The 22,444-nt window shown below is 59.7% G+C and carries 17 protein-coding genes, 6 pseudogenes and 1 riboswitch; of the genes and pseudogenes, 8 read left to right on the top strand and 15 right to left on the bottom strand.

The window, feature by feature from the left end; genetic code table 11:
- Positions 1–529: 529 nt before the first annotated feature.
- From metE to IVB12_RS07885, 4 genes are all read right to left on the bottom strand, one after another.
- Positions 530–2,845 carry a 5-methyltetrahydropteroyltriglutamate--homocysteine S-methyltransferase gene (gene metE / locus IVB12_RS07900; protein ID WP_247297434.1) on the bottom strand — a complete coding sequence of 772 codons (2,316 nt, stop codon included), beginning with the start codon at positions 2,843–2,845 and terminating at the stop codon, positions 530–532.
- A 99-nt stretch (positions 2,846–2,944) separates the two neighbouring features.
- A riboswitch (cobalamin riboswitch) is annotated at positions 2,945–3,145 on the bottom strand.
- A gap of 176 nt (positions 3,146–3,321) precedes the next feature.
- The gene (locus IVB12_RS07895; RefSeq protein ID WP_256467099.1) at positions 3,322–3,717 is read right to left on the bottom strand and encodes an aminotransferase class V-fold PLP-dependent enzyme; all 396 of its coding nucleotides are present in this window, start codon (positions 3,715–3,717) and stop codon (positions 3,322–3,324) included.
- A gap of 509 nt (positions 3,718–4,226) precedes the next feature.
- Positions 4,227–4,430, bottom strand: a complete 204-nt coding sequence (locus IVB12_RS07890) for a 4Fe-4S binding protein (RefSeq protein WP_247297430.1) — start codon at positions 4,428–4,430, stop codon at positions 4,227–4,229.
- 614 nt (positions 4,431–5,044) lie between these two features.
- Positions 5,045–6,259: an EAL domain-containing response regulator gene (locus tag IVB12_RS07885; RefSeq protein WP_247297428.1), complete on the bottom strand. Its 1,215-nt coding sequence runs from the start codon at positions 6,257–6,259 to the stop codon at positions 5,045–5,047.
- A gap of 790 nt (positions 6,260–7,049) precedes the next feature.
- Here IVB12_RS07885 and IVB12_RS07880 point away from each other — a divergent pair.
- Positions 7,050–7,358, top strand: a complete 309-nt coding sequence (locus IVB12_RS07880; RefSeq protein WP_346658489.1) for a GNAT family N-acetyltransferase — start codon at positions 7,050–7,052, stop codon at positions 7,356–7,358.
- Between the two features lie 465 nt (positions 7,359–7,823).
- On the opposite strand, the pseudogene IVB12_RS07875 reads toward IVB12_RS07880, so the two are convergent.
- From IVB12_RS07875 to IVB12_RS07850, 6 genes and pseudogenes are all read right to left on the bottom strand, one after another.
- Positions 7,824–8,722, bottom strand: a pseudogene (locus IVB12_RS07875) (SMP-30/gluconolactonase/LRE family protein).
- Complete coding sequence (locus IVB12_RS07870) at positions 8,719–9,546, bottom strand: citryl-CoA lyase (protein ID WP_247297426.1); 828 nt, start codon at positions 9,544–9,546, stop codon at positions 8,719–8,721. Before IVB12_RS07870 ends, IVB12_RS07875 begins: the two are co-directional and overlap by 4 nt.
- Before the next feature lie 55 nt (positions 9,547–9,601).
- Positions 9,602–10,867, bottom strand: a complete 1,266-nt coding sequence (locus IVB12_RS07865) for a CoA transferase (RefSeq protein ID WP_247297424.1) — start codon at positions 10,865–10,867, stop codon at positions 9,602–9,604.
- Between the two features lie 53 nt (positions 10,868–10,920).
- Positions 10,921–11,943 (bottom strand): ABC transporter substrate-binding protein, encoded by a 1,023-nt coding sequence (locus IVB12_RS07860; RefSeq protein WP_247297422.1) that lies wholly within the window; start codon positions 11,941–11,943, stop codon positions 10,921–10,923.
- A 33-nt stretch (positions 11,944–11,976) separates the two neighbouring features.
- Positions 11,977–12,750: an ABC transporter permease gene (locus tag IVB12_RS07855; RefSeq protein ID WP_247297414.1), complete on the bottom strand. Its 774-nt coding sequence runs from the start codon at positions 12,748–12,750 to the stop codon at positions 11,977–11,979.
- Positions 12,734–13,522 carry an ABC transporter ATP-binding protein gene (locus IVB12_RS07850; protein WP_247297411.1) on the bottom strand — a complete coding sequence of 263 codons (789 nt, stop codon included), beginning with the start codon at positions 13,520–13,522 and terminating at the stop codon, positions 12,734–12,736. Before IVB12_RS07850 ends, IVB12_RS07855 begins: the two co-directional genes overlap by 17 nt.
- A gap of 164 nt (positions 13,523–13,686) precedes the next feature.
- Here IVB12_RS07850 and IVB12_RS07845 point away from each other — a divergent pair, with 164 nt between their 5' ends.
- The 4 genes from IVB12_RS07845 to IVB12_RS07830 all read left to right on the top strand — a co-directional run bounded on the left by IVB12_RS07845 (position 13,687) and on the right by IVB12_RS07830 (position 15,228).
- The gene (locus IVB12_RS07845; protein WP_247297409.1) at positions 13,687–14,376 is read left to right on the top strand and encodes an IclR family transcriptional regulator; all 690 of its coding nucleotides are present in this window, start codon (positions 13,687–13,689) and stop codon (positions 14,374–14,376) included.
- 142 nt (positions 14,377–14,518) lie between these two features.
- Entirely contained in the window at positions 14,519–14,692 is a 174-nt protein-coding gene (locus IVB12_RS07840) for a recombinase family protein (protein ID WP_247297407.1), read from the top strand.
- Positions 14,693–14,803: 111 nt separating this feature from the next.
- Positions 14,804–14,968, top strand: a complete 165-nt coding sequence (locus IVB12_RS07835; RefSeq protein ID WP_247297405.1) for a hypothetical protein — start codon at positions 14,804–14,806, stop codon at positions 14,966–14,968.
- Entirely contained in the window at positions 14,965–15,228 is a 264-nt protein-coding gene (locus tag IVB12_RS07830; RefSeq protein ID WP_247297403.1) for a hypothetical protein, read from the top strand. The genes IVB12_RS07835 and IVB12_RS07830 overlap by 4 nt, the downstream gene beginning before the upstream one ends.
- Positions 15,229–15,440: 212 nt before the next feature.
- Here IVB12_RS07830 and IVB12_RS07825 read toward each other — a convergent pair.
- Both IVB12_RS07825 and IVB12_RS07820 read right to left on the bottom strand, forming a co-directional pair.
- Positions 15,441–15,851: pseudogene (locus IVB12_RS07825) on the bottom strand (Glu/Leu/Phe/Val dehydrogenase dimerization domain-containing protein); the annotation flags it as partial.
- 612 nt (positions 15,852–16,463) lie between these two features.
- Positions 16,464–17,897 (bottom strand): MATE family efflux transporter, encoded by a 1,434-nt coding sequence (locus IVB12_RS07820; RefSeq protein ID WP_247297570.1) that lies wholly within the window; start codon positions 17,895–17,897, stop codon positions 16,464–16,466.
- 861 nt (positions 17,898–18,758) lie between these two features.
- Here IVB12_RS07820 and IVB12_RS07815 point away from each other — a divergent pair.
- Positions 18,759–19,013: pseudogene (locus IVB12_RS07815) on the top strand (6-carboxytetrahydropterin synthase).
- A 99-nt stretch (positions 19,014–19,112) separates the two neighbouring features.
- On the opposite strand, the pseudogene istB reads toward IVB12_RS07815, so the two are convergent.
- Positions 19,113–19,744, bottom strand: a pseudogene (gene istB, locus IVB12_RS07810) (IS21-like element helper ATPase IstB); the annotation flags it as partial.
- 26 nt (positions 19,745–19,770) lie between these two features.
- On the opposite strand from istB, the pseudogene IVB12_RS07805 reads away from it, so the two are divergent.
- Together IVB12_RS07805 and IVB12_RS07800 are read left to right on the top strand one after the other, a co-directional pair.
- Positions 19,771–20,952 (top strand): annotated as a pseudogene (locus tag IVB12_RS07805) (ABC transporter substrate-binding protein); the annotation flags it as partial.
- A 103-nt stretch (positions 20,953–21,055) separates the two neighbouring features.
- A pseudogene (locus IVB12_RS07800) lies at positions 21,056–21,483 on the top strand (ABC transporter permease); the annotation flags it as partial.
- A gap of 209 nt (positions 21,484–21,692) precedes the next feature.
- Here the strand turns inward: IVB12_RS07800 and IVB12_RS07795 are convergent.
- Together IVB12_RS07795 and IVB12_RS07790 are read right to left on the bottom strand one after the other, a co-directional pair.
- On the bottom strand, positions 21,693–22,031 hold the full coding sequence (locus IVB12_RS07795) for a hypothetical protein (RefSeq protein WP_247297594.1): 339 nt from the start codon (positions 22,029–22,031) through the stop codon (positions 21,693–21,695).
- A 112-nt stretch (positions 22,032–22,143) separates the two neighbouring features.
- On the bottom strand, positions 22,144–22,444 hold a 301-nt coding region (locus IVB12_RS07790), incomplete at its 5' end, for an efflux RND transporter permease subunit (protein WP_247297401.1).

Below are 22,444 nucleotides of genomic sequence, written 5' to 3'. Positions count from 1 at the left end.
GTCGGAAACTTCACGACTTGTCCACCACTCGCCCGCTGTCCGGTTGGGACGTCAGTGCCTTGATCGAGCTGGGATCCTTCGCGCAAGCGGTTTGGCTGCCGTGCCCTGAAACACAAGCGGCAGTTTGCCGTCGCGCAGCAGCATTTGGCACGCCCCCAAACATCAACAACGCTCGATTACCTTTCCCGGAGCGCGTGCCAGGAGGCGAATTTCGTATGACGTTCCGTAAGGACGGTAAAATAGATTGTTGTGATGGGACGCATCCACGCGATGGATAAATGAAAAAGTAGGGCTGTGCTTCGCGTGGAGCGTTAATGACGTCGCAATATGTGACCTGATCGGACGTCGCCGGCATGCTGTCGGCCGTCGGGTCGAGAATCGAGCTTGTCGCCGGCTGTATGCGACCGCCTCCGCCGACGCCCGCCGGCATTCCGAGGCGCTGGGAACTTTGGGAGCTCGCAAGGACATCGTAAGCCCCCAAAGCGCGTGCATCTTGTTCACAAACGCGTTTGCAAAACGCTCCGCACCATCATGGCTCAGCCCGCAACTCGCGTGCGGCGGCCACCATATTGACGAGCGCGGGACGCACCTCCTCCCAGCTTCGAGTTTTCAGTCCGCAGTCGGGATTGATCCAGAGCTGCCGATCGGAAACTCGCTGCCGCGCCAACACAATCAGCTGCTTGATTTCCGCCGCTGCGGGAATGCGCGGTGAATGAATGTCATAGACGCCGGGCCCGATCTCATTGGGATATTTGTAGCTCTTGAAGGCCTCGAGCAATTCCATCTTAGAACGGGACGTCTCGATTGAAATGACGTCAGCATCCATTGCTGCGATCGCATCGATGATTTCGTTGAACTCGGAATAGCACATGTGGGTATGGATCTGAGTTCCGTCGGCGACAGCGGACGAGCAAACGCGGAAGCTGTCCACTGCCCAATCGAGATAGTTCCTCCACTGCGATTTGCGTAGCGGCAATCCCTCCCGCAACGCAGCCTCGTCGATCTGGATCATGGTCGCTCCAGCCGCCTCAAGATCGATCACCTCATCTCGGATCGCAAGAGCGATCTGACGGCATGTCTCGCTCCGCGAGATGTCGTCGCGGACAAACGACCAGTTCAGGATCGTCACCGGTCCGGTCAGCATAGCCTTGACGGGTTTCTTAGTCAGAGACTGCGCGAAGCGCCACCATTCAACGGTCATCGGCTTCGGCCGGGAGACATCTCCGAACAGGATAGGCGGACGAACGTACCGCGACCCATAAGACTGAACCCAGCCGTGCTTGGTGAAAGCGAATCCCAACAGCTGCTCGGCAAAGTATTGAACCATGTCATTGCGCTCGAACTCACCGTGTACGAGCACGTCCAGGCCGATATCTTCCTGCCACTGCACGGTACGGGCTGTCTCCGCTTTCAGAAGCTGCTCGTACTGCGCGTCATTCAGCGCTCCCCGCGCATGAGCCGCACGCGCATTCCGGACGTCGACCGTTTGCGGGAAGGACCCGATGGTTGTCGTTGGAAACATCGGCAATGCGAATGCGGCCCGCTGGACGTCGGCACGCTGGGTGAACGCACTGCGACGGCGACGCATGCTATCGTCGATCGCGGCCATTCGTCCGGCGACATTCGCATTGTGGATCTCGGGCGATGTTTCGCGGGTCACGGCTGCGTCCTCGGAAAGCGCAAGTTCATCGGCCACCTCGGCAGCATGGCCGGCCAGCGCTTTGCCCAATATCGAAAGTTCCTTGAACTTCTGAACTGAGAACGCCAGCCACGTCTTCAGATTGGGATCGAGATCGGTCTCTAGCTCAATGTCGATCGGAACATGAAGCAGCGAGCAGGAAGGAGCAATCTGAACACGGTCCCTGCCCAGCTTTTTGACCAAAGGGGCAAGTTGGTCGAGCAGCGCCGCAAGATTGGAGCGCCAGACGTTGCGACCATCAACCACGCCTAGCGAGACCACGAGATCTCTGCGGGCTGTGGCGACAATTGCGTCCAACTGGTCGGGTGCCCGAACCAGATCGACATGAAGCCCGGCAACGGGCAAGGCAAGGGCTGTTTCAAGATTGTCGCCGATAGCGCCGAAATAAGTGGCCAGCATGATTTTAAGGGCCGGCACAACCTTTGCGAAATGAGCATAGGCCCGGCGGACAGCCGCCCGCGACGCTTCGTCGATGTCCATCACCAGGCATGGCTCGTCGAGCTGAACCCATTCAGCACCGCACGAGGCTAGTTCGCGGAGCACATCGACATAGACTGGGAGGAGCCTATCAAGCAGCGACAGCGGATTGAATGCGGGATTTGCGCTTTTGCCGAGCTTCAGGAAAGTGACTGGGCCAACTAGGACGGGGCGCGTTTGGTAGCCGAGGCTTTTTGCCTCCTCATATTCCTCGATCGGCTTTCGAGAGGAATACTTAAAGATCTGATCCTGGTGAAATTCCGGCACCATGTAGTGGTAGTTGGTATCGAACCACTTCGTCATTTCCTGTGCGGCTACGCCTGGCCCATGCTGAGTGTGATCACCGTCCTGAGCGCCACGTGCCATGGCGAAGTAGGTCTTGAGCGACACAGGACCTTCGGTCCAGCCGTAGACGTCGGGAATGGCTCCGACCATTACGCTGGTATCGAGCACCTGGTCGTAGAGCGAGAAGTCATTCGAAGGAATGACCGTCACACCGCAGGATTTCTGCCGTGCCCAATTAGCGGCACGAAGTCCACTCCCCGCCTCGAGGAGCTCGGCTTCGCTGGAGTTTCCCGCCCAGTAGCTCTCGAGCGCGAACTTGAGTTCGCGTCGTGGGCCGATGCGTGACGTCCCCAATGTGGCAACGGGAAGCGAAAGAATAGACATAGATCAGACCCCATAATTGGGGCAAAGGCCATGGCGGACGCATGCAGCGAATATCGCGTGAGCGACAGCTGCTTGGCGCACACCGGGACACCCCGCCCGTGGACGATATATTGTCGAGGCAGGTCTCCTGGCTCGCGGGTCGTCGCTGCTGTCCGGCCTTCCCGAAGCCGCATGGCTTCAGTGACTTCGTTGGACAGCGGCTCGCCGCTTACAGTTGCGGGGGCAGCGCCGGCATTGCACCGGCTTCCCTCTTAGCTCCGGATCAAACGAAATCCGAAGACCACGACGGCTGGCATTAGACGCACGAGGATCGATCCGTCAACCTACTAAGTGTTGCCGCGATATTGCCCAAGCGATTGCCAGCTGTACCAGGTAGGGCACAACGGTCTTACTCCCGGCCTGGTAAAAACGCGTGGATCTGTGAAGCCTCCGCTTATGAATGCGTCCGCTCAACACCCTCTTGGCGTAGTCGTGAGCTAACGCGAGCAGAACGAACGCGCTGGGCGCTTCGACATCTGCGTGATCGCGACAAGCCTGGTCTTTTCCGTCAGCAGCTTCTCGAACTCGCCCGTGAGGAAGTTGCGATCATGCTCGGCCGACATCCGCTTGAACACAGCGCCATGAGGCTCCTTAGGAATTGCCAAGGCCGGGATTGCTCCAGGATCGCACGGATGATCAGGTCGGACTGCCTGTGTTCGGCGGACCCCGCGACGAGCCGCGAGCTCGATCGCCTCCGTGGCGTTGGTCAAGATGATCTCCTCGGTGCGCCAAGCACTTACGTGCTGAGCGACTTTGGCGCGCCTTCGTTGTTTCCGTCGCCGCTGGCGAGTAGTGCAGCCTGGACGTTGGCATGCGTGACATCGCGGGAACAGTTCCGGACCTCAGGATGCACGCTGACTTGCGAAACTGGAGTAAGCGGCGAGAGCGCGGGCGGCGGGGATCTGCTATGACCCTAGGCTCCATGCACTCGTGCATGGTGCGCGGATGCCGAGCTTCTCGTATGTCTTCAAGATCTCCGGACCGATCTCGTCGCGCGTGGAGACCGTCTCTTCGGCTTCGGCCGTGACGTAGCTTTAGATATCCTGCAAGTCGATCTTGGGATGTCGACGCCCGTCCACCTCGCCTCGTCTCCTCAGCCAGCGACGATAAGCCCCAACGCGGCGACTGGAGCATCGAGGCGGCTTTGTCCTTATTCGAGACAAATTTGACGGTGTTCTCTGACAGAGCCCTTCGATGGTTTCTCGGAGTCGATCAGCGCCTTAAACTCATAACGATGTTGATCGACCTCGATGCGCCCCACGCGGTCGGCGGCCTTCTCAAGCGCGACATCTATTACTTCGTTCGCAAAATCGAGCGGTGAAGCCTTCTGGACGCGGGCTGCTTATGCTGTCTTAGACTGGACACAGGTGTCAGGCACCGGACAGACCACCGCGCATTGCGGCGTGTCGGAATGGCCCTCGCACTCCGTACACTTTTTGGCATCGATAACGTAAATGTCGCGCTTGAGGCTGATCGCCGCGTTGGGACACTCGAACTCACATGCCCCACAAACGGTGCATTGCGAAGCGACGATCTTGTAAGCCATGCCTTCCGACTCCTTAGGCGAGCGATGCCATTGGCGATCCCTTTCAAATGCCGTGCCAAGGACAGACGCGCTCAATGATGGTCAATTTGCCCAGGGGTGCTGTCCCGGGTCTGAGACCATGTTGCATCTGCGACAGCAACGGGCCACTTCAATTTCAAGCTATGCGAGCCCTCAGGCCCTACTCCGAGAGTCAGTCGCGACTCGACCGCTGGGCGCTTCCGTCGTTTGTCTTGCATGGCAGCGCGGGGCCAAGCGACGCTCGACCATTCCGAAACCGCGCGACTAAAAGCCGCGAGCCGACGCACGTCTACACCGGATCTCGGCAAACCTCCGGTCACACGCCCTGACTGGAGGTTTTGTGCAAGCCTCGCTCACGGCTGCAACGTTAACTCCGCGGATTGACTCGCTGGAGGCCTGATAAAAGGGGTTTGTGCTACAATAACTTTCGGCATCGCTTCGGAGGGAAATGAAGTTCCGCCGGGAGAAGCGTTACTGGCTTTGCAAAGTGACCGATTTAATTGCAGTCAGCCGCATGCCTGGTGCCGAGTAGGCATGGCGGCGCGGGCGAGCGCTGGTACGCTTTGCCTGGCTCTGCTCAGCCACTCCTCATGCAACTATTTTGGACGAAGTGGAACAGGGCTGAAAGATGACTGTGCAAATTGCTTCAGCGGCATGGCCTTTCCGAACAGATGGCCCTGCGCAAGGTCGAATCCGAGTTCGGTCACAGCGATCAGGTCGGCGTGGCTCTCCACACCTGCGGCGACGGTGCGCACGCTGTACTCTTTGGCTAGATCGACGATATGGCGGCACACCGTTCGCTTCAGGGGTCCATTTCCGCAACCGGCGACGTACTGCCGGTCCACTTTTAATTTCATGAACGGGAATTTTTCCATCCCCATCAGCTGCGGCCAATTGGCGCCGACATTGTCGATTGCAAGGCCAATGTTGTGAAAGCGAACCTCACGTGCGACCTCGATCAGGAGATCTAGGTTCTGGATCGCTTCCTCGCTATCGATTTCAATCGTCAAGCCGCCGAAAGCGGGGTGCGAGGGCATGCGCTGACAGAGATCGCGTACCGCTTGCGGGTCAATCAGGAATGCTGCCGGGAGATTGATGGAGAGATCGATCGAAGTTTGCTGCTCCAGAAGATACTGCCAATCTTTGATCGCGCGGTCGATCACGAACTGCGACAACTCCCTGAAATGCGGATCGTGAGCCTCCGCGATGAAATAGGCCGGTGGAACAACGCCCCAGGTCGGGTGCCGCATTTGCACAAGCGCCTCGGCGCCGCGGCGGCCGAGGGTACACGCGTCAAACTTCGGCTCATACCAGAGCTCAAGCCAGCCAGCGTGTAAGGCTTCCCCGACATGGACCGCGGGACGGGGCGCCGGCTCTCTGGGCAAGAGCATGGCGACCCGATCGCGCAGCGTCTCGGCTGCAAACGGCGTCCTCAGCGGCGGCAGCATATCAAGTCCATATTCGCCCCCGACCTGCTGCACTGCCGTCATGATGATCGACTCGCGGGCGCCGAACGCCAGCACTCCGCCTGCAAATCCTTCGCGTACGAGTATCTCGAGCAATCGTCCAGGCTCGATGCGATCCGAGCCAATGCCGAGCAGGATCAGATCAGGGAAGTCCGTGCCGAGTACGTGCGACAGCTCGTCAGCAGTCCCGCATTCGCTGATAACAAACCCCATATCCTCCAGCACATCCCGAAGAAAGGCGCGCAGATGCCGCTTGCCGACGGCCACGCACGCTCGCGGCCGCACCTTACGCTGTCCGAAGATTACAGGTTTTCCTCCGACTAGTTCGGCCTGCCCATGCTCCATTGCAACCACTCCCGTTCCGTGACGGTCCCTTAAACGAGGAGGGAAGGTAAACAAGCTGTGCTTGCCATTATCTTTCGATTCTTCGAGGTAAGCTTAAGATAGTGCATTAGCGTGCAAAATCTTTCGCGATGTTGTTCAGACGATTTTGTCGGGCGCACGCGTATGATACCTCTCCCGCCTCGCGCAACCTTGTACGAGTGACGCACACGAGTGTGGGGAATCTCACCTTCGGACGCGCGGAGCTGATGCGCCCTATGGCACGGCAATTACCATGCCGCAAGATCTACTGAATCGAGTCGCTCGTGAGTGATGATCGGAAATCACTCTTACGAGATGTTTGATCTTCATGGCCGGCCTGCCCACGCGCGAATGTGCCGTCTCGTGGATTTCCTTTCCAATCGAAGGAAGTCCATCATGAGTTCGCAGCAGGTCAAGCCGCAGTCGATTCTGAGAACGGCAACAGCTTGCACTTACCTCACCTCTGTTGCTGATAGCGAGTGCGGACGTCCTATTCCCTATCGAGCTTGATAGTTGCTCTCAGTTGCGTTTTCTGTATCCTTCTGAAGCATGGATATCCTCATCTAACTAACGGGTGTTCGTGTTGGCGCTGAAGCGCAAGGCCTGCCCCACGGGGCACGGCTTTGCGCAAAGGCGTGCCAGGAGATGAGAACGCGATCGCAGAAGCCGTCGGAAAGCTACTTTCTGAATTAGGTGGTCCCGGACCAGAGTTCAGCCTTGAAGGCGCGAAGCAGGCTGCTTTGCGCCTGATTCAGGATTCCGAAGAGGCTTCATTTTTGTCGTCGAGGAACAAGCCACCCGGCAGATTGTAGGGGTCGCTGCCACCTCGGCCGTACAGGCCGTGAGAGCAGCCGGAGCGTACGGTGTGCTTCAGGAGCTATGGATTTCTCGCGACTTCCGAAGCTCTGACCACGGTCGGCATCTGCTCGACGCGGTACATTCGGAGGCGAAGCGCCGAGGCTGGCAGATGATTGAGGTTGCGTTGCCCCCGGATGGCTATCCAGCTTTACAACGGGTACGTCGTTTCTACGAGGAGAGGGGATATCGGGTTGAAGGATTGCGCGCGCGCAAGAGGCTATGACAGTGCGTCGCGGCCGAGGATGATCGAGAACCTCGACGCTGATGCGGTGCTTACTCCTACTGCGAGCGGATTACCTCTTCGACCTTCTTGGCGGGTATCAGCGATCAAATCGTTCTTCATGGTGCGAAGCGATACCTTGGTCTTCTCAAGGCTCGTGGACCCGCGAGCCGAAACCTGCCCGGCTAAAAGGCGCGGAGCCAGGTCGGCGGCGACCCGTTGGGGGGCGAAGCCCGACCCCAGCCTTACAAACGATGGCCGAGTCGTTCTTTCGTGCTTCCCACACAATGCGACCTTACTGACGCCGGTTTCGGATCACCGCACACAAATGCGATCCATTCGTCGCCAAGTACAATGCCTCGGCAACTGGCAAGCCAATCATCTACCGGGCTCCTTCCTGCATCTTCATTCGGTGGACCGTCGCGTAAAAGGATTCGGTACCACCTTGTCACTCCTGCTGGCGAACGTTCAAGGAAAGTGAGCGAGATCAGCCATCAACACTGATCCGGTAGAGGATTCCGTAATGAGCAATGTGCCGTTTGCCGCCTCCAATAGGAGGTTCGTGCAGGTCGCGCCAGCGCAGGACTTGATGCGGGCGATCGTTTCGCCGTTCGGCGCCATGACGAAGACGTGGCCTAGGGAGGCGTGCGCGACAAAGAGCCGCCCTTTTTGATGCATCGTCAGCCCGTCAGGATCGCTGTTCCCGAAGAATAGGCTGAACCGTCCCACCTTCCCAACCCCACCGTCACGCATCAGCGGCACGCGCCAGATGCTGTTGTCGCGCGTCATTGCAACGAGCAACACGGCCTCGTCGGGACTGAGCACCAGCCCGTTCGGGCTTGACCCGTTCGAAATCAGGCAATCGAGCCGGCCGTGAGAACACAGTCGGAACACCCGGCCGGTCGGATCGCGCAATCCAGTTTGCCCCTGATCGGTGAAATAGATGTCGCCGCTGGTCGCGATATGCAGGTCGTTGCAGCCTCTGAAGGGCTCGGAATTGCGGTGCCCCAGAAGCGGGCTGATAGTATCCCGCTGCGGATCGAGCTCCATGGGGCCGTTCATTTAATCGGCCACCAGCTCCCGGCCATCAGGTGCGATCTTCAGACCATTCGGCCAGCCGTCATATTCGATTATCAGAGACCAGATGCCGCCGGGCGAAATCCGGAAAAATGCGGCCGCGGGATATCGACGACGTAGAGATTCCCGGCCTTGGCGAACGACGGCCCCTCGATGAAACAATCCACCGGATGGCCCCCGCGGTTGGCATCCGCCCATTTCGAGGAAACACCAGGGCGACGAAATTCCGCCGGCATCGACGAGAACACGCGGGTCTCAACCAGCTGAGGCGGCTTGTCGAGATACATCATGACGCGCCTCCCAGCGTGCGGCGCGGCTGTCCCTCGTATTTGTAGCCAAACTGCTTGGGCATCGGTCCCTTGTTACGATCCTTGCGCCTGGTCTGTTCCCAGGCGTGGGCCAGGATTCCGACCGCGCGCGACAGGCAGAAGACGCCGCGCGCCAGCGGAGGCGCGAAGCCGAGCTCGCCATAAATGACCGCGGTCGCGCCATCAATGTTCACTGGGATGAGTTTGCCCTTGCGCTGCTGCATCACGCGCTCGATCGCGCGGGCGGCCTTGGCATAGTCGCCGCTGACACTGCGCTCAGCACCTGCGTCATCCACCAGCGCCATTAGCGGTGCCGCGCGCGGGTCGACCGGATGAAACCGGTGGCCGAAGCCGGGCAGATATTTGCCGCGCCTTGCGGTGAAATGGTCGATTGCGGCGGCCGCGGCCTCGCCGATCTCTAGGCCATCGCGCCTCCGCAGCACATCTTCGTAGAGTTCGACCGCCTGCTCCCCTGCTCCGCCGTGCACGTCATCGAGTGTATTGATCGCGGAGGCCATCGCACCGTTCAGGGGCAGCCCGCAGCTCACCGCCATTTGCGCAATTGCGATGGAGGGCGCGTGCGGACCGTGGTCAACGGACGCGACCAGCGCAGCTTGCAGCAGCCGCTCCTGCGCTGGCGTCGGCAGATCGCCGCGCAACATCAGCCAGATCATGGCGGGAAAGGAAATCCGGCCGATCAAATCTTCGATTGGGTAACCCCGATAGGCGATGCGACCGGGCGCGATGTCGCAGATGGAGGTTCGCCACCAACGGGCCGCTTGCTGTCGCAATTCTTCTTCGCTCATTTCCGGTTCCGCCCCTTCAACCTGCCGATTGCCAACCGCCGCAAGCCGTCGAATATCATGATATTGGTCCGTCCGCGGCCACGCGGACGGGCAGGAAATCAACCCCTCCTTGCTTTGGTGTCCCGACGGCCCGGCTTGAGACCAGTTGCTCGACCTCCGCATACGAATAGCCGAGCCGCTGCAACCATCGCTCGGTGTCTGCTCCGAGCGTCGCAGGTGGTGAAGGCACCGAAAACTCCTCATCCAGCCGGAAGCCCGGCCGCGTGATTCGTAACGGCTGCGCACCGTCTTGTTCTGGGGCCAAAGTCTCGACGAATCCGCGCTCGAGGAGCTGTGGCTGCTGCAAAACTTGCGAGACCGTCAGCACGCAGCCTGCGGGGACTCCAGCCAGATTCATTTGGGTCTCCCATTCGTCAGCGGGCTTGCAACCCAACGCCTTGTTCAACTCCGTGTTCAGCGCTGCGCGATTGACCTTGCGCATCTCGCGCCCAGCAAAGCGTGGATCCGTCTTCAGGTCCGGTCGGCCAATCAGGTCGCATAGGGCTTGGTACTGCTTCTGCTCGTTGGCGGAAATGTTCAGCAGGCCTGTTGCGGTGCGGAACGTGCCGGAGGGAGCCGCGGTGAAGTTCTCGTTGCCGATGGGTTGCGGCTCGACGCCAGCGTTCAGGTGGTTGGAGACGACCCATCCCATCGCTGCGACGGTGGCTTCGAGCAGGGACACGTCAATGAACCGACCGCGGCCGCTATGCCGCTGGTCGACCAGAGCCGCGGCGATGGCAAAGGCAGCAGTCAGTCCCGCAATCGTGTCGGAGATCGGAAAGCCCGTGCGCAGGGGAGCCGAGGCCATATCGCCAGTGACGCTCATGGCACCAGACAGACCCTGAACGATCTGGTCATAGGCAGGACGGGCGGACCACGGCCCGCTCTGCCCAAAGCCGGAGATCGCGCAGTACACCAGACGCGGGTTCTGCCTGCTGAGCACATCAAAGCCTAGGCTAAGCCGTTCCATCACCTTCGGCCGGAAGTTTTCGAGCACCACATCTGCTTCCTTGACGAGCCGCAAGAATACCTCGCGGCCCGATTCCGACTTCAAGTCCAGCGCCACGGATTGCTTGCCGGCGTTCACCGCGACAAAAGAGAGGCCCTGCAGGCGCTCTGCCCTTTGCGGATCGGCGCCGAGGCGCCGCGCGAGGTCGCCGCCGTTCGGATTTTCGACTTTGATGACCTCCGCGCCAAGACGCGCGAGATGATAACCGCAGAACGGACCGGCTAACACGTTCGACAGGTCCAGGACGCGGATGCCGGTGAGCGGCAGAGACATCTGAAGAAGCCTTCCTTAGGTGATCCGATGGTGAGGGCTTGGTCTGCGAGCAGCTATTTCAGTTGTTGAGCGGCGCGTTCGGCGAAGCGATTGGTGAAGGTTTTGTTCAAGTCGATCTTTGCGGCAGCGATTTTTGGATCAGAGTCGCTCAGGACAGCCAGCGGGACCTTGGCCGCCTCAATGTCCATCTGCCCGGTTCGCGAGAAGAGCGCTTTCGATGCGTTCATGATTTCGATATTCACCTCGCGATTGTCAGTCTTGTAACCAGGAGGAATCGTATCGACGAGCTGCTCCGTCGGCGTTGCGTTGATCCAGCGGTGAGTTTTGAGCAAGGCGTTGACCAGGCGCTGGACCGTTTCGGGATTTTTATCGATGAAGGACTGCTGAAGGTAGAGACACGCGGTCGGATAGGATCCGCCGAAGGCCTGCTTTGAGCCTTCGATCGTGCGCGCATCGAACAGCGCTGTCGCGCTCTTCTTGCGCGCGAGAAGCGTCGCGATGGGATCGAAATAGACCAGGGCATCGACGTTCATGGCCTCAAGCGCCACCATGCCCGGTGCGCCGCTGCCGACGGCAATGACGTTGACATCGCGTGGACCCAATCCTGATTTCTTGATGTAGTAACGCGCCATAGTCTCCGTCGATGACCCCGGCGCCGTGATCCCGAGCCTGAGACCCTTCAGGTCGGCGGCGGTTCTGACCTTGTCGGCGAGGTCGCTGCGGACACCGAGCAGGACGCCGGGAATGTCGTTCAGCAGGAACACGCAGGAAATTTGTTTACCCTGCGCCTGCATCTGAATGGTGTGATCGTAAAAGCCGATAGTCCCGTCGACGGAGCCGCCGATCAGGGCCTGCAGAGCCTTTGAGCCACCGGCCTGGAAGTTCTCGACGGCAACGTCAAGGCCTTCTTCCTTAAAGGAGCCAAGCTTCACTCCAAGTTCGACAGGCATATAGTTGAGGATCTGTGACCCCATGGCGATCTTCAATTTTGTTTTCTCGGGCTCGGTGGCATGCGCCAAAATGACCGAGAATGCGGCCAGCGCCACGACCGGCGTCAGTCTTATGGAAACGTGCATGCGAACCTCCATGATTGGTGGGAGAGCGTACGATCAGCTTTCGTGCGCAGGCGCCGGCCGCCAGACCAGGAGCCGCTTTTCCGCGCAGTCGACGATGGCATCGAGGACAACGACGAAGGCGGCGAGAACGACAATTCCTGCGAACACTCCGGTCGCATCGAGGACGCCTTCGGCCTGCGCAATTAAGTGCCCCAATCCTGCGGACGAGCCGAGATATTCGGCGACCACGGCTCCCATCACGGCCATGCCGACTGACACCCGCAGGCTCGACAGAATCCAGGTCGTAGCGGACGGCAGGTAGACGTGCCGTAGCAGGGACGACTTCGATGCACGCAGCAGGCGGGCATTCGCCAGCACGACCGGATTGACCTCGCGGACGCCCTGGAAGGTGTTGAAGAATGCGACGAATAGAACCAGCGTGACGCCGAGCGCAACCTTGGAGGTGAGGCCCAATCCGAACCAGATGACGAAAATGGGTCCAAGCAAGATCCGCGGGATTGCATTGAACATCTTGATAAAGGGCTGAACGACTTCGGCAGCAAACGGGCTTAAGCCCAGCCAGATACCAAGTGCTGTGCCGATCCCGATGCCAGCCAGGAATGACAGGACCGTCTCCAGCAATGTTATGCCTATATCGGTCCAAAAGTCCGCCATCGATATCCACTCCCCGATCCTTACGACAAGTGTCGACGGTGCCGGAAAGAAGAAGGGATCGATCAGTCCGGCCCACACGCCCAATTCCCAGATCAGGATCAGGCCAAGGAGGATGGCGAACTGCGTGAGAGCGACCCTACCCCTGCGTGACATAGCTTTTCTCCACTTCGGCGCCGAGCAGCGACCAGATTTCACGATAGAGCGCGACGAATTCGTCGGTGGTCTGCAGCGCAGAAACATCGCGCGGACGAGGCAGCGTGATCCTGACGTCGGCAACCATGCGGCTGGCGGGACCGGCAGACATCACAACGACGCGGTCCGCTAGCGTGATCGCCTCATCGAGATCATGGGTGATGAAGATGAGCGAGCGCCGGTCCGCCTGCCAGAGGTCAAGCAGGATGCGGTGCATGAGTCGGCGTGTGTGAACGTCCAGCGCGGAGAACGGCTCATCCATGAGAACGATTTTGGGCTCCATGATCAGCGTTTGTGCCATCGCAACGCGCTTGCGCTGGCCGCCGGACAATTGATGCGGATAGCGCTCCTCGAATCCCTTCAATCCGACCTTGGAGAGCCAGGGCCGTGCCTGCTCGCGCGCTTTCGCGATCGAGCTGCCCTGAAAGACGAGCCCGAGGCCGACATTGTCCTGGGCGGTCTTCCAGGGCAGCAGCCCTTCCTGTTGAAGCATGTAGCCGGACTGACCGTTCAGGCCCGTAAGAGACTTGCCGAAAATGCGAACGTCGCCGGCGGCGGGCTTCAGCAGTCCGGTGACAGTGTTGAGAATGGTGGATTTTCCGCAGCCGGTCGGCCCCACCACTGCAACGAATTCAGTCTCGGCCACCTGGAGGTTCATGCTTTTGACGGCCGTGAAGTCGCCAAAGCGAATCATGACTTCGTGCAAGTCCACGGCAAGTCCCGGCCGCCCCATTGTTTCGCTCCATAGAACTTGTTCTGGCACCTGGAACCGAGTAGCTCGCGTTCTCACGAGGAGTCAATCGGTATTCTGATGTGCAGAATGGCCCTCGCGCTAACTGGGTGGACTCCTGGCGTCATTCTGACTATTGGTTCTGCACAGCAGAACCAGAGGTATCGATGGTAAGAACAGGGGTTGATGCGGTCGCGCGGGCACTGGCAATCCTTAAGGCGTTCGACCCGGAGCGCGCCGCGATGACGCTGACGGAGATTGCGGATGCGACTGACCTGTACAAGAGCACAGTCCTTCGCCTTGCCGCATCTCTGGAGGCGGATGGCTTCCTGGTGCGGGGTACGGACCGGCTATTTCGACCCGGACCGGAGCTATGGCGCCTTGGGGCGCTCTATCAGCGCGGGCTCGACCTCGGTGACCTGATCAGACCCTCGCTCCATCGTCTGGTCGAGGCAACCGGAGAGACCGCATCCTTCTACATCGCGGACGGCGACGAGCGCATCTGCCTTTATCGCGTCAATTCTCCGCGTTCGGTCCGGCATCACCTCGAAGAGGGTCAGCGATTGCCGATTGACCGCGGCGCTGCCGGCCGTGTTCTTACCGCCTACCGCGATTCTGCATCAGCCGATGGAAAGAAGGTCAGAGATCGTGGCTCCTACGTCTCGATCGGCGAGCGGGATCCTGAGGTCGCGGCCGCAGCTGTGCCTGTGATCGACGTTCATGGCCAATTGCGCGGCGCCCTCTCGGTCTCCGCCATTCGGACGCGCTTTGATGCAGATGCTCGGAAGGCTGCGATTGTAGTTCTGAAGTCCGAGGCTAAAGCGCTGATCGGTCTGCTGCCTGCAAGCGAGCGCTGAGCTACAATGGCAGCGTTCCGTTTATGACGCACAGCTCAGCGGGTGCCGCAAGGGCCTCTCCTGAGCGCAGTTTTCCTTGGTAAGTTGGTGCGGTTTGCGCCCTCGAGGTCTCGCGCTTCGCTCGCAATCCTGCACGCGCTCGATGACGATCTTCAGTCGGGATTGGCAGCAACTCATCGAGATGTGCCGCGTGGTTGATACCGAGACCATCTACGCATCGACGCATGGAAACGACCGCCTGCTGCTCGGGCTCAAGGGCAGCCTCAACGAGTACGAACCGGATCTGTTGCGCCAGCCCTCGCTCTCGGCACGCTAATAGAAGGCGCGCCGCGGGCGAGTTGGTTGTGGCAGCGCCCGTCGGCTTCATGAAGGCCGGCGACCGCTATGTGAAAGACCCGGATCGGCGTGTCCAGGAAGCGATCAAGATGTGTTCGACAAGGTCGAGGAACTGGGCGGCGCGCGACAGGCGCTTTGCTGGCCCCACGAGTACAATGTCGATCTGCCGGTGAAGCAGACCAACGGGGACACGGCCCGGCGGCGACCACACTACTCCGCCATCGGCGGGCTTAAACACCGGGATGTGGTTGTTTGAGCGCATTGATGTGGCGCGCTCGCGGGTACGCGATTGCCGTTGCCGGTGTTGAGGCCATTGCGATTGAGGAGGCCAGCAATGAGATCGTCGCTGGCGATCAGCACCAGTTGGCGCACGGCTGGATGACGTCGGCGGAGAGCATCACGCACCTGATCTTGGCGGCCGCGATTGTAGCGGCGATCGCCCCGGGACAGATGACGCCGAGCAGCGCTTCCTCGATCACCGCGCTGAACGATGCGGAGTTGAATGCCCTACATTAACGCGCGTTCCGCGTACTGAGGGGCGATGGGACAACTGTTCGAAGCGCAACGTCCTGTCGGACGATAGCAGCGCAGACTGTCAGTCTCGAGCAAATGTCAGCAACTTGACGCTACACACCTTACGGAGTGCCTGCAGAGCCTCGAACTCTCTTCGGCACGAGGTTTGCGTTGGTCCCGTCATCATTACCAATCGCAGTGCGATGGTCTTCGGGAAACGGGATCATTTCCAGCATATACGCATATACCGGCGCGACAGAGTCTGAAGCTCACGGTTCGACAAGCTAGAAGGGTCGACGTTAATTCCGCCCTTGGCGCCGCCATATGGCAATCCGACCAGGGCACACTTCCAGCTCATCCAGATCGCAAGCGCTGCAACTTCGCCAAGGTCGACGGTTGGCCCGAATCTGGTGCCCCTTAGTAGGGCCAAGTGTAAGGTGCTGCACCCGAGAGCCTTCAAAAACCGCCGTTGTGCCGTCATCACGGTGAATTGGGCACGACACCGTGACAGATCGCTTCGGGCATCGGCAGGCGGGTCTGACGTCGTCTGGTATCCCCAGATAATTCGCGATCAGTTCGAATTGCCTTACGGCCATCTCAAACACTGGCCCAGTGTAGATAGTCACGATAGCTCATGAGGCTGGATATGAAACATCGGACTGCTTGTGCTTCAGAGCACCGAGCTCCCTAGTGCGTGTTGCGCGTTTCAGATGTGGGCGAGACAACTAATCCAATCAGCAAGATTGCGTCTCGCGGTCACGCCAAAAATATGACCAATGCGATGAAAGCGAGATTGACCGAGGCGGCCACGACGGCCCAACAGCGAATCGTGGCAGGCGAAAATTCAAGAGCATCCTGCGAAGTGTCGACCCATAGCGGCGGCATTCAAGTCAGCTCCAAAGACCCGGGTTAAGAGACAAACCTGCATAAGCGCAGAAACCACCCACTCTGCTAAAGCCGAGCCTTTCGCGCGTAGAACCCTTGCCGTCCCGCCAACCGAGCTCGCAAAAAGGCACCCCGCCTGGCGAGCGGGAGCACATCGGCTATCGCTCGCCGAACTGCCCGATCCGTCCGCTAGGCGAGCCGGTGCGATCCGCGAGTGCGAGGAGCACCGATGGAAAGGACCGTGCCGATCGCACGCCCGCGAGCCCGCAAAATCCGTGCCCACTGGCAGCGCATCTTGCCGCGAGCTTGTCAGGAGGCTTGCGCCCAATGCTCTGGGCTCGATGACATCCGTTCTAAGGCCAACCCGCTATCCCGATCGCTTTTGAACCACGGTGCTGGAGCGCTCGTCTGAGCTCACCGAACTGGTGGAACATGACGAACAGAGCGATCATTCCGGCGCCCAGCTCAGCGATTGCTTGACTAGCTAACAGTCCATCGAAACCCGCAACCACCGGGAATAACAGTACGGCCGGTATGAAGAGATAGCCCTGCCTCGCCAGGGCCACAGTTGCACTGAGGCGTGCTCTCCCAAACGCCTGGAGCATTGCCGTCACGAAACTCTGAACCCCAAACAGTCCAAAGAAGAGATGAAACACGATGCAGGACGAGACGGCTATTTCCGCGACATTCTCGTTATCGCTAAATAGGGTCACCAAAGGCCTTGCAAAAACCACAACGGCCGCAGAATACGCGATGGAGAATGCGACCGTCACGAAGAGCATGAACTTCGCAGCCTTCAGAATACGAACATAGTCGCGTGCGCCCCAAGCGAAACCCAGGACAGCTTGAGCGCCTATGCAGAACCCGGTGATAGGCAGTGCGCCGACCATCAAGATTCGCACAGCTATTCCAACTGCGGCGATGGAATCATCGCCGAACGGTGCAGCAGCTCCGTACAAGAGCATAACCGCAAGTGCCGATAAGATACTCGTCATTGTCGCTGGCGCGCCCACCGACACGAGCTGTCTGATGCGATCTGCTCGCAATGACATATGAGATATCCTGACGAGAACTGTCCCGCCAAGCTTCGTAAAATACGCGATATAGAGTCCGATAGCAGCGATCTGCGATACCAGCGTGGCGAGGGCTGCGCCACGCACACCAAGGTCAAACAAGAATATGAAGACGGGGTCAAGCACAGCGTTCAGTAGAAACCCGGTAAGCATTGCCCACATGCTGAATCGCGTATCGCCTTCGGCTCTGACAATGAATCCGCTGACGATGTTTAGAAGCATCAGGGTGTTCCCGAACAAAAGCGTTCCCGCGTAGTCGAGCGCCACGGGCATGATGGTTGGAGTCGCTCCGAAGGTTGCGAATATCGCTGGCAGACTTGGAAGCAGAGCGACGGTAACTATGATACCAGTCGGAGCGGTGAGCGCGAGAGCTGTACTTGCGCCTCGACTCGCCTCTAGGTACTCACGAGCGCCCAGATGACGAGATATGAAGGACGCCGTTCCAACACCGATCCCCTGTCCGGCTGCCGCGAGCAGGACCATGATCGGCAAGGTCATGCTCACAGCTGCGATCGCCTGCGCGCCAAGTGCGCCAACAAAGATCGCATTGACGACCTGCTGTAACGCATGGATCGATAACCCAACAACAGATGGAATGGCGAGCCGCAGGATAAGGCTTGAGAGATTCGGGTCCGATAGATCGATGTGCTGTTTCTTCTGTGGCATCAAATTTCGCTCGCTCTCGAGCGCGAATTCTGTATCCGGCTCATTCATGGATGAACGTGTCGCGAGCTTTTCCAAATTCGCTGATCGCGTACTCAGCGCAACCCTCGCCGGAGCTGCTCTTGCACAGTGGTACATAAGTTTATCTGCGCCCATCGATCGCCGTGATCGCGTGGATCCATTTGACGTTTCACAAGCTGATTTTTGCGTTGGTCGATTTTCCCCTAGGCATATGCCTCTCGCCAATCGTAGCCTTCTGCGGCTCTTAAGTCAGAACAACGAGGATCCTGATTGAGGTGTTCGTGGGTAGCCACCCAGGTTCTGCCAGTCATATTGTGCCGTTCTGCCCTTTGTTGACTTCTCATGGGTTTCGTTCATTTCTTTTCCTCGATGATGATCGGCGGGGAACGCGGCCGGACCCTAGGGCGACAAGTTGGCTTTGGCATCTACCGGATCTTGTAGTAGACGCTCCATCGTCTGCATGGCACACGGAAGGAACGTGCCCAGAACCACAGTTGTGGTTCGGCGACGATCCACGGCAGGCTGCTGGTCCCGGCCGGCGTGGTAATTGGATTTGCGTCAGCAAATCGCGCCGCGCTGGCCATCACCCGCGGACACGAACTCAAAATTCGTGTAGCCGCAGCCGGAAGCTATGCCGGCGGTTCGATGAGAGGGAGCTCGGGCGATTTCTGCTTCGGCCCACGAGACGGCCCTGACGCCGTCGACCCTATGCGGCAAGCCGTCGCGTAATGCCTCGCTCATCGGAAATGTCGAATCAGCGTGCAATCCCACGTCCCGGCATCAGATGAAGATATCTCAGGTATTTAAGTTCGAGGCAGCGCACCGATTTCCAAACGTCCCGCAGACACATCGTGTCATCGGACGCACGGTCATTCCTATCGCGTCGAGATCGTGCTGAACGGGCCCGTCGATCCGCGCACCGGGTTCGTAATGGATTTCTTCAACATGGAAGAAGCGTTCGGCCTTCTTTCTAAAGACTCGATCACCATTGCCTGAATGAAGTCCCGGGACTGGGAAAATCAGACGGTGGAAAATATCGCCATCTGGATCTGGCAGCACGCGAAACCGCGCCTTGTGCAACTCTCGAGCGTGAGGGTGTACGAGACGACCGATTGTTGGGCGGAATATGACGGGCCGGATCGGTGAATTCAGCGCTCGTTGGGACTGTGTCGATGCGGCGCGCCTGTCAAACGCCATTCGGAACTGCCCCCTTTGCGTCATGCAGAACTGCCCCCACCCTCGCGTTCATGATGTCGATTGAAGGTTGGCTCCGCCGGTGACGGGCGGAGGGAGGCGGAGCCGACCGGAGGGCCGTCAGCGGGCGCTCTTTCGCTTGGCGCGGAGCCGGTAGCTGTCGCCGCGGATGTTCGGCACGTGGCTGTGGTGCAAGAGCCGGTCGAGGATGGCGGTGGCGACCACGCGATCGACGAACAGGGTGCCCCATTCGGCAACGCTGCGGTTCGACGTGATCAGCATGGCGCCGGTTTCGTAGCGGCGGCTAACCTAACTAGCTGGAAGAACAGATGCGCCGCCTCGGGCTCCAGCGGCAGGTAACCGAGTTCGACGACGATCAGCAGCTTTGGCTTCGACAACGCGAGCAGTTTCTCGTCCAGGCGTCGCTCGCAGTGCGCCTTGGCGAGGCCAGCGACCAGCGTCGTCACCGTGGTGACCTGCACCGTATACCCGACCAGGATTGCCTCTCGCCCGAGTGCAATGGACAGGTGCGTCTTACCGACGCCGCGCGGCCCGAGCAGCAGTACGTTCTCGCCGTCGGTGATCTATCGTGACGCGGCCAGGTCACGGATCTGCTTTGGATCGATCGACGGCTGCGCCTCGAAGTCGAAGCTCGCAAGCTCCTTCACGGCCGGGAAGTGTGCGGTGTCCGCGCCACCTCGATGCGGCGTACACTGTCGATTTCATCCTACCCTCGCCCAATCCCATCCTGAATTCGGCATGGGATGTCTGGTACATTCTGGACAAAAAATAATGGGCGGAGGAGAACAAGGCCGTCGAGCCGACGCCGGTGTCCGCGACCTCGCCGAGCTACGCCTCGCTACACGAGAATGGTACCGGTCCGTTCATCATCGAACATCAGCCCGGCGTGAAGAAGGTGTTCAAGGCCAACCCCAATTACTGGGGCAAGATGGAAGGTAACCTGAAGGAGATCATCTTCACCCCGATCGCCTCCGACGCGACCCGTGTCGCCGCGTTGCTCTCGGGCGAGGTCGACGTCATCGACCCGGTGCCGATCCAGGACATCTCCCGCGTCGATTCCAGCCCAAATGCCCAGGTGCTGAAGGCCCCGGAGCTGCGCACCATCTTCATCGGCTTCGATCAGACCCGCGACGAGCTGCTCTACTCCAACATCAAGGGCAGGAATCCCTTTAAGGACGTTAAGGTCCGCGAAGCCTTCTACAAGGCGCTCGACGTCGAGCTGATCAACGCGCGTGATGCGAGGGTTGTCGACGCCGTCCGCGTTGATGATCGCGCCGGAGCTGTTCGCACGGTCCAAGGATTTTACGCCGCCGAAATTCGATCTGGACGGCGCCAAGAAGCTCCTGACCGAGGCCGGCTACCCCGACGGCTTCGAGGTCACCATGGATTGTCCGAACGATCGCTATGTCAACAATGCCGCGATCTGCCAGGCCGTGGTCGGCATGCTTGCCCGCATCGGCGTCAAAATCAATCTGCTGGCACAGCCCCAAGGCGCAGTACTTCGCCAAGGTGCTGAAGCAAGGTGGCTACCAGACCTCGTTCTTCATGCTGGGCTGGACGCCGAGCACGATGGATTCCCACAATGTGCTGAATGACACATGGGGTGCCGTGACGATGCGAAATCCTCGCGTGGCGAGGCCAATCTTGGTGGCCATTGCAAGGAGTTCGACGCCATCACAAGGTGCTGGTCGAAACCGACACCGCCAAACGCAATCAACTGATCAAGCAGGCGTATGAGATCAGCATCAAGGACTGGGCCTACATCCCCCTGCACCAGCAGGCGCTGGCCTGGGGCGTATCGAAAAAGGTCAACCTGCCGCAGCACGCGGACAACCTCGTCATGTTCCACTGGGCGACCAAGCAGGAATAGCGCCAGTTGAACCCAGGGTCCCGGCAGCGTCAGGCTTCCGGGACCTTTCCTTTTCCGGCTGACAAAGACGTCAGCCAGACACACACCCAGGAAGGTGGAAGGAATGCTCGCTTTCACTCTTCGCCGCGCCGTTCAGGCCATCGGCGTCATGTTCGCCGTCGGCATCATCGCGTTCTCGACGTTCCGCTTCGCCGGCGACCCCGTCAACCAGATCGTCTCGATCGATACGTCGGCGGCCGAACGCGAAGCCGTGCGCAAATCGCTCGGTCTCGATGACCCCGTTCCAGTGCAGTCCATGCGCTATTTCGGCAATGCCGCGCAGTTCAAGTTCGGCGTCTCCTATCAGTTCCGCCAGCCGGTCTCGGCGCTATTTATGGAGCGTATGCCTGCAACACTGGAACTTGCGATCTGGGCGACCGTATTTGCAATGGTTTTCGGCATCCTGATGGGCGTCTATTCGGCGCTCAAGCGCGGCACCGTGCTGGCCAAATTATTCCAGGCGGTTTCGCTATCGGTATCTCACTGCCGACTTCCTGATCGGCAGGACGAACACCCCAATCGGTAAGCCCCTCTCGGAGCAGAGGCACCCCAAGCATCGTACGTGGGTTAGAACGCCTTCGCGCGGACGAGGGCGCAAATTCGGGGTCGGCCTGCACATCCGGGACGTGGACCGTCTTGCCATCGAGCAATGTACGCCCAACCACGCTTCCCCGTTCAAGGACGGAAGCGACCGCTGGCCGTCACGGTGGGAATGCCCGCCGCTTTGGCAGCCATTGCGGTCGGCTAGCGATGATCACGATGGCATCAGCGTGGTGCGTCTTCAGTTCGGCAACCAGCCCGGGAAGCTTTGCGACATCGCTCATCGCCCCGCGCGGCTCGAAGGTCAGGTTTTGACCGAGGACGAAACCGCGCTGGCCCAACACCTTGATCAGGATTTGGCCCGCCGGGCTGGTTTCGGTGGCCGGGGCGTTCGGCGTCACTGTCGCGAGCCGATAGACCTTGCCCGCCTGCGCTGCTGCCGCAAACGGCCGCCGCAGCGTGACAGAACCGAGCCCGCCCAGGAATTCGCGGCGCCTCATCATGATGTCCGTGCCGGGGCACAACGACACCCGGCGGGAGACTAGCACGGCATAACAAAAAAGCGGCAACAGCGATTGCCATTGCCGCTTTTCGGCTTCGATTGAACCCGCCTCAGGTCGGCCGCAAGGCCTTGGAGCCAAGATCGAGCTCGTTGACCTGCTTGTTCCGCTCCGAATCGGCGGCCGCGCGATGGTCGGTCGCCAGCACCACGTAGACCGCCGGCAGCACGAACAGCGTGAACAGCGTGCCGATCGACATGCCCGCGACGACCACGAGGCCGATCGAGAAGCGGCTGGCCGCGCCGGCGCCGGTCGCGGTCAGGAGCGGGATCAGACCCGTCACCATCGCGGCCGTGGTCATCAGGATCGGGCGCAGCCGAATGCGCGCCGACATCTCGATGGCCGAGCGGCGG

This window comes from Bradyrhizobium sp. 179 (assembly GCF_023073535.1).
GTDB lineage: Bacteria > Pseudomonadota > Alphaproteobacteria > Rhizobiales > Xanthobacteraceae > Bradyrhizobium.
The sequence above is the reverse complement of the archived record's forward strand: the minus strand, read 5'-3'. Positions and strand labels throughout refer to the sequence as shown.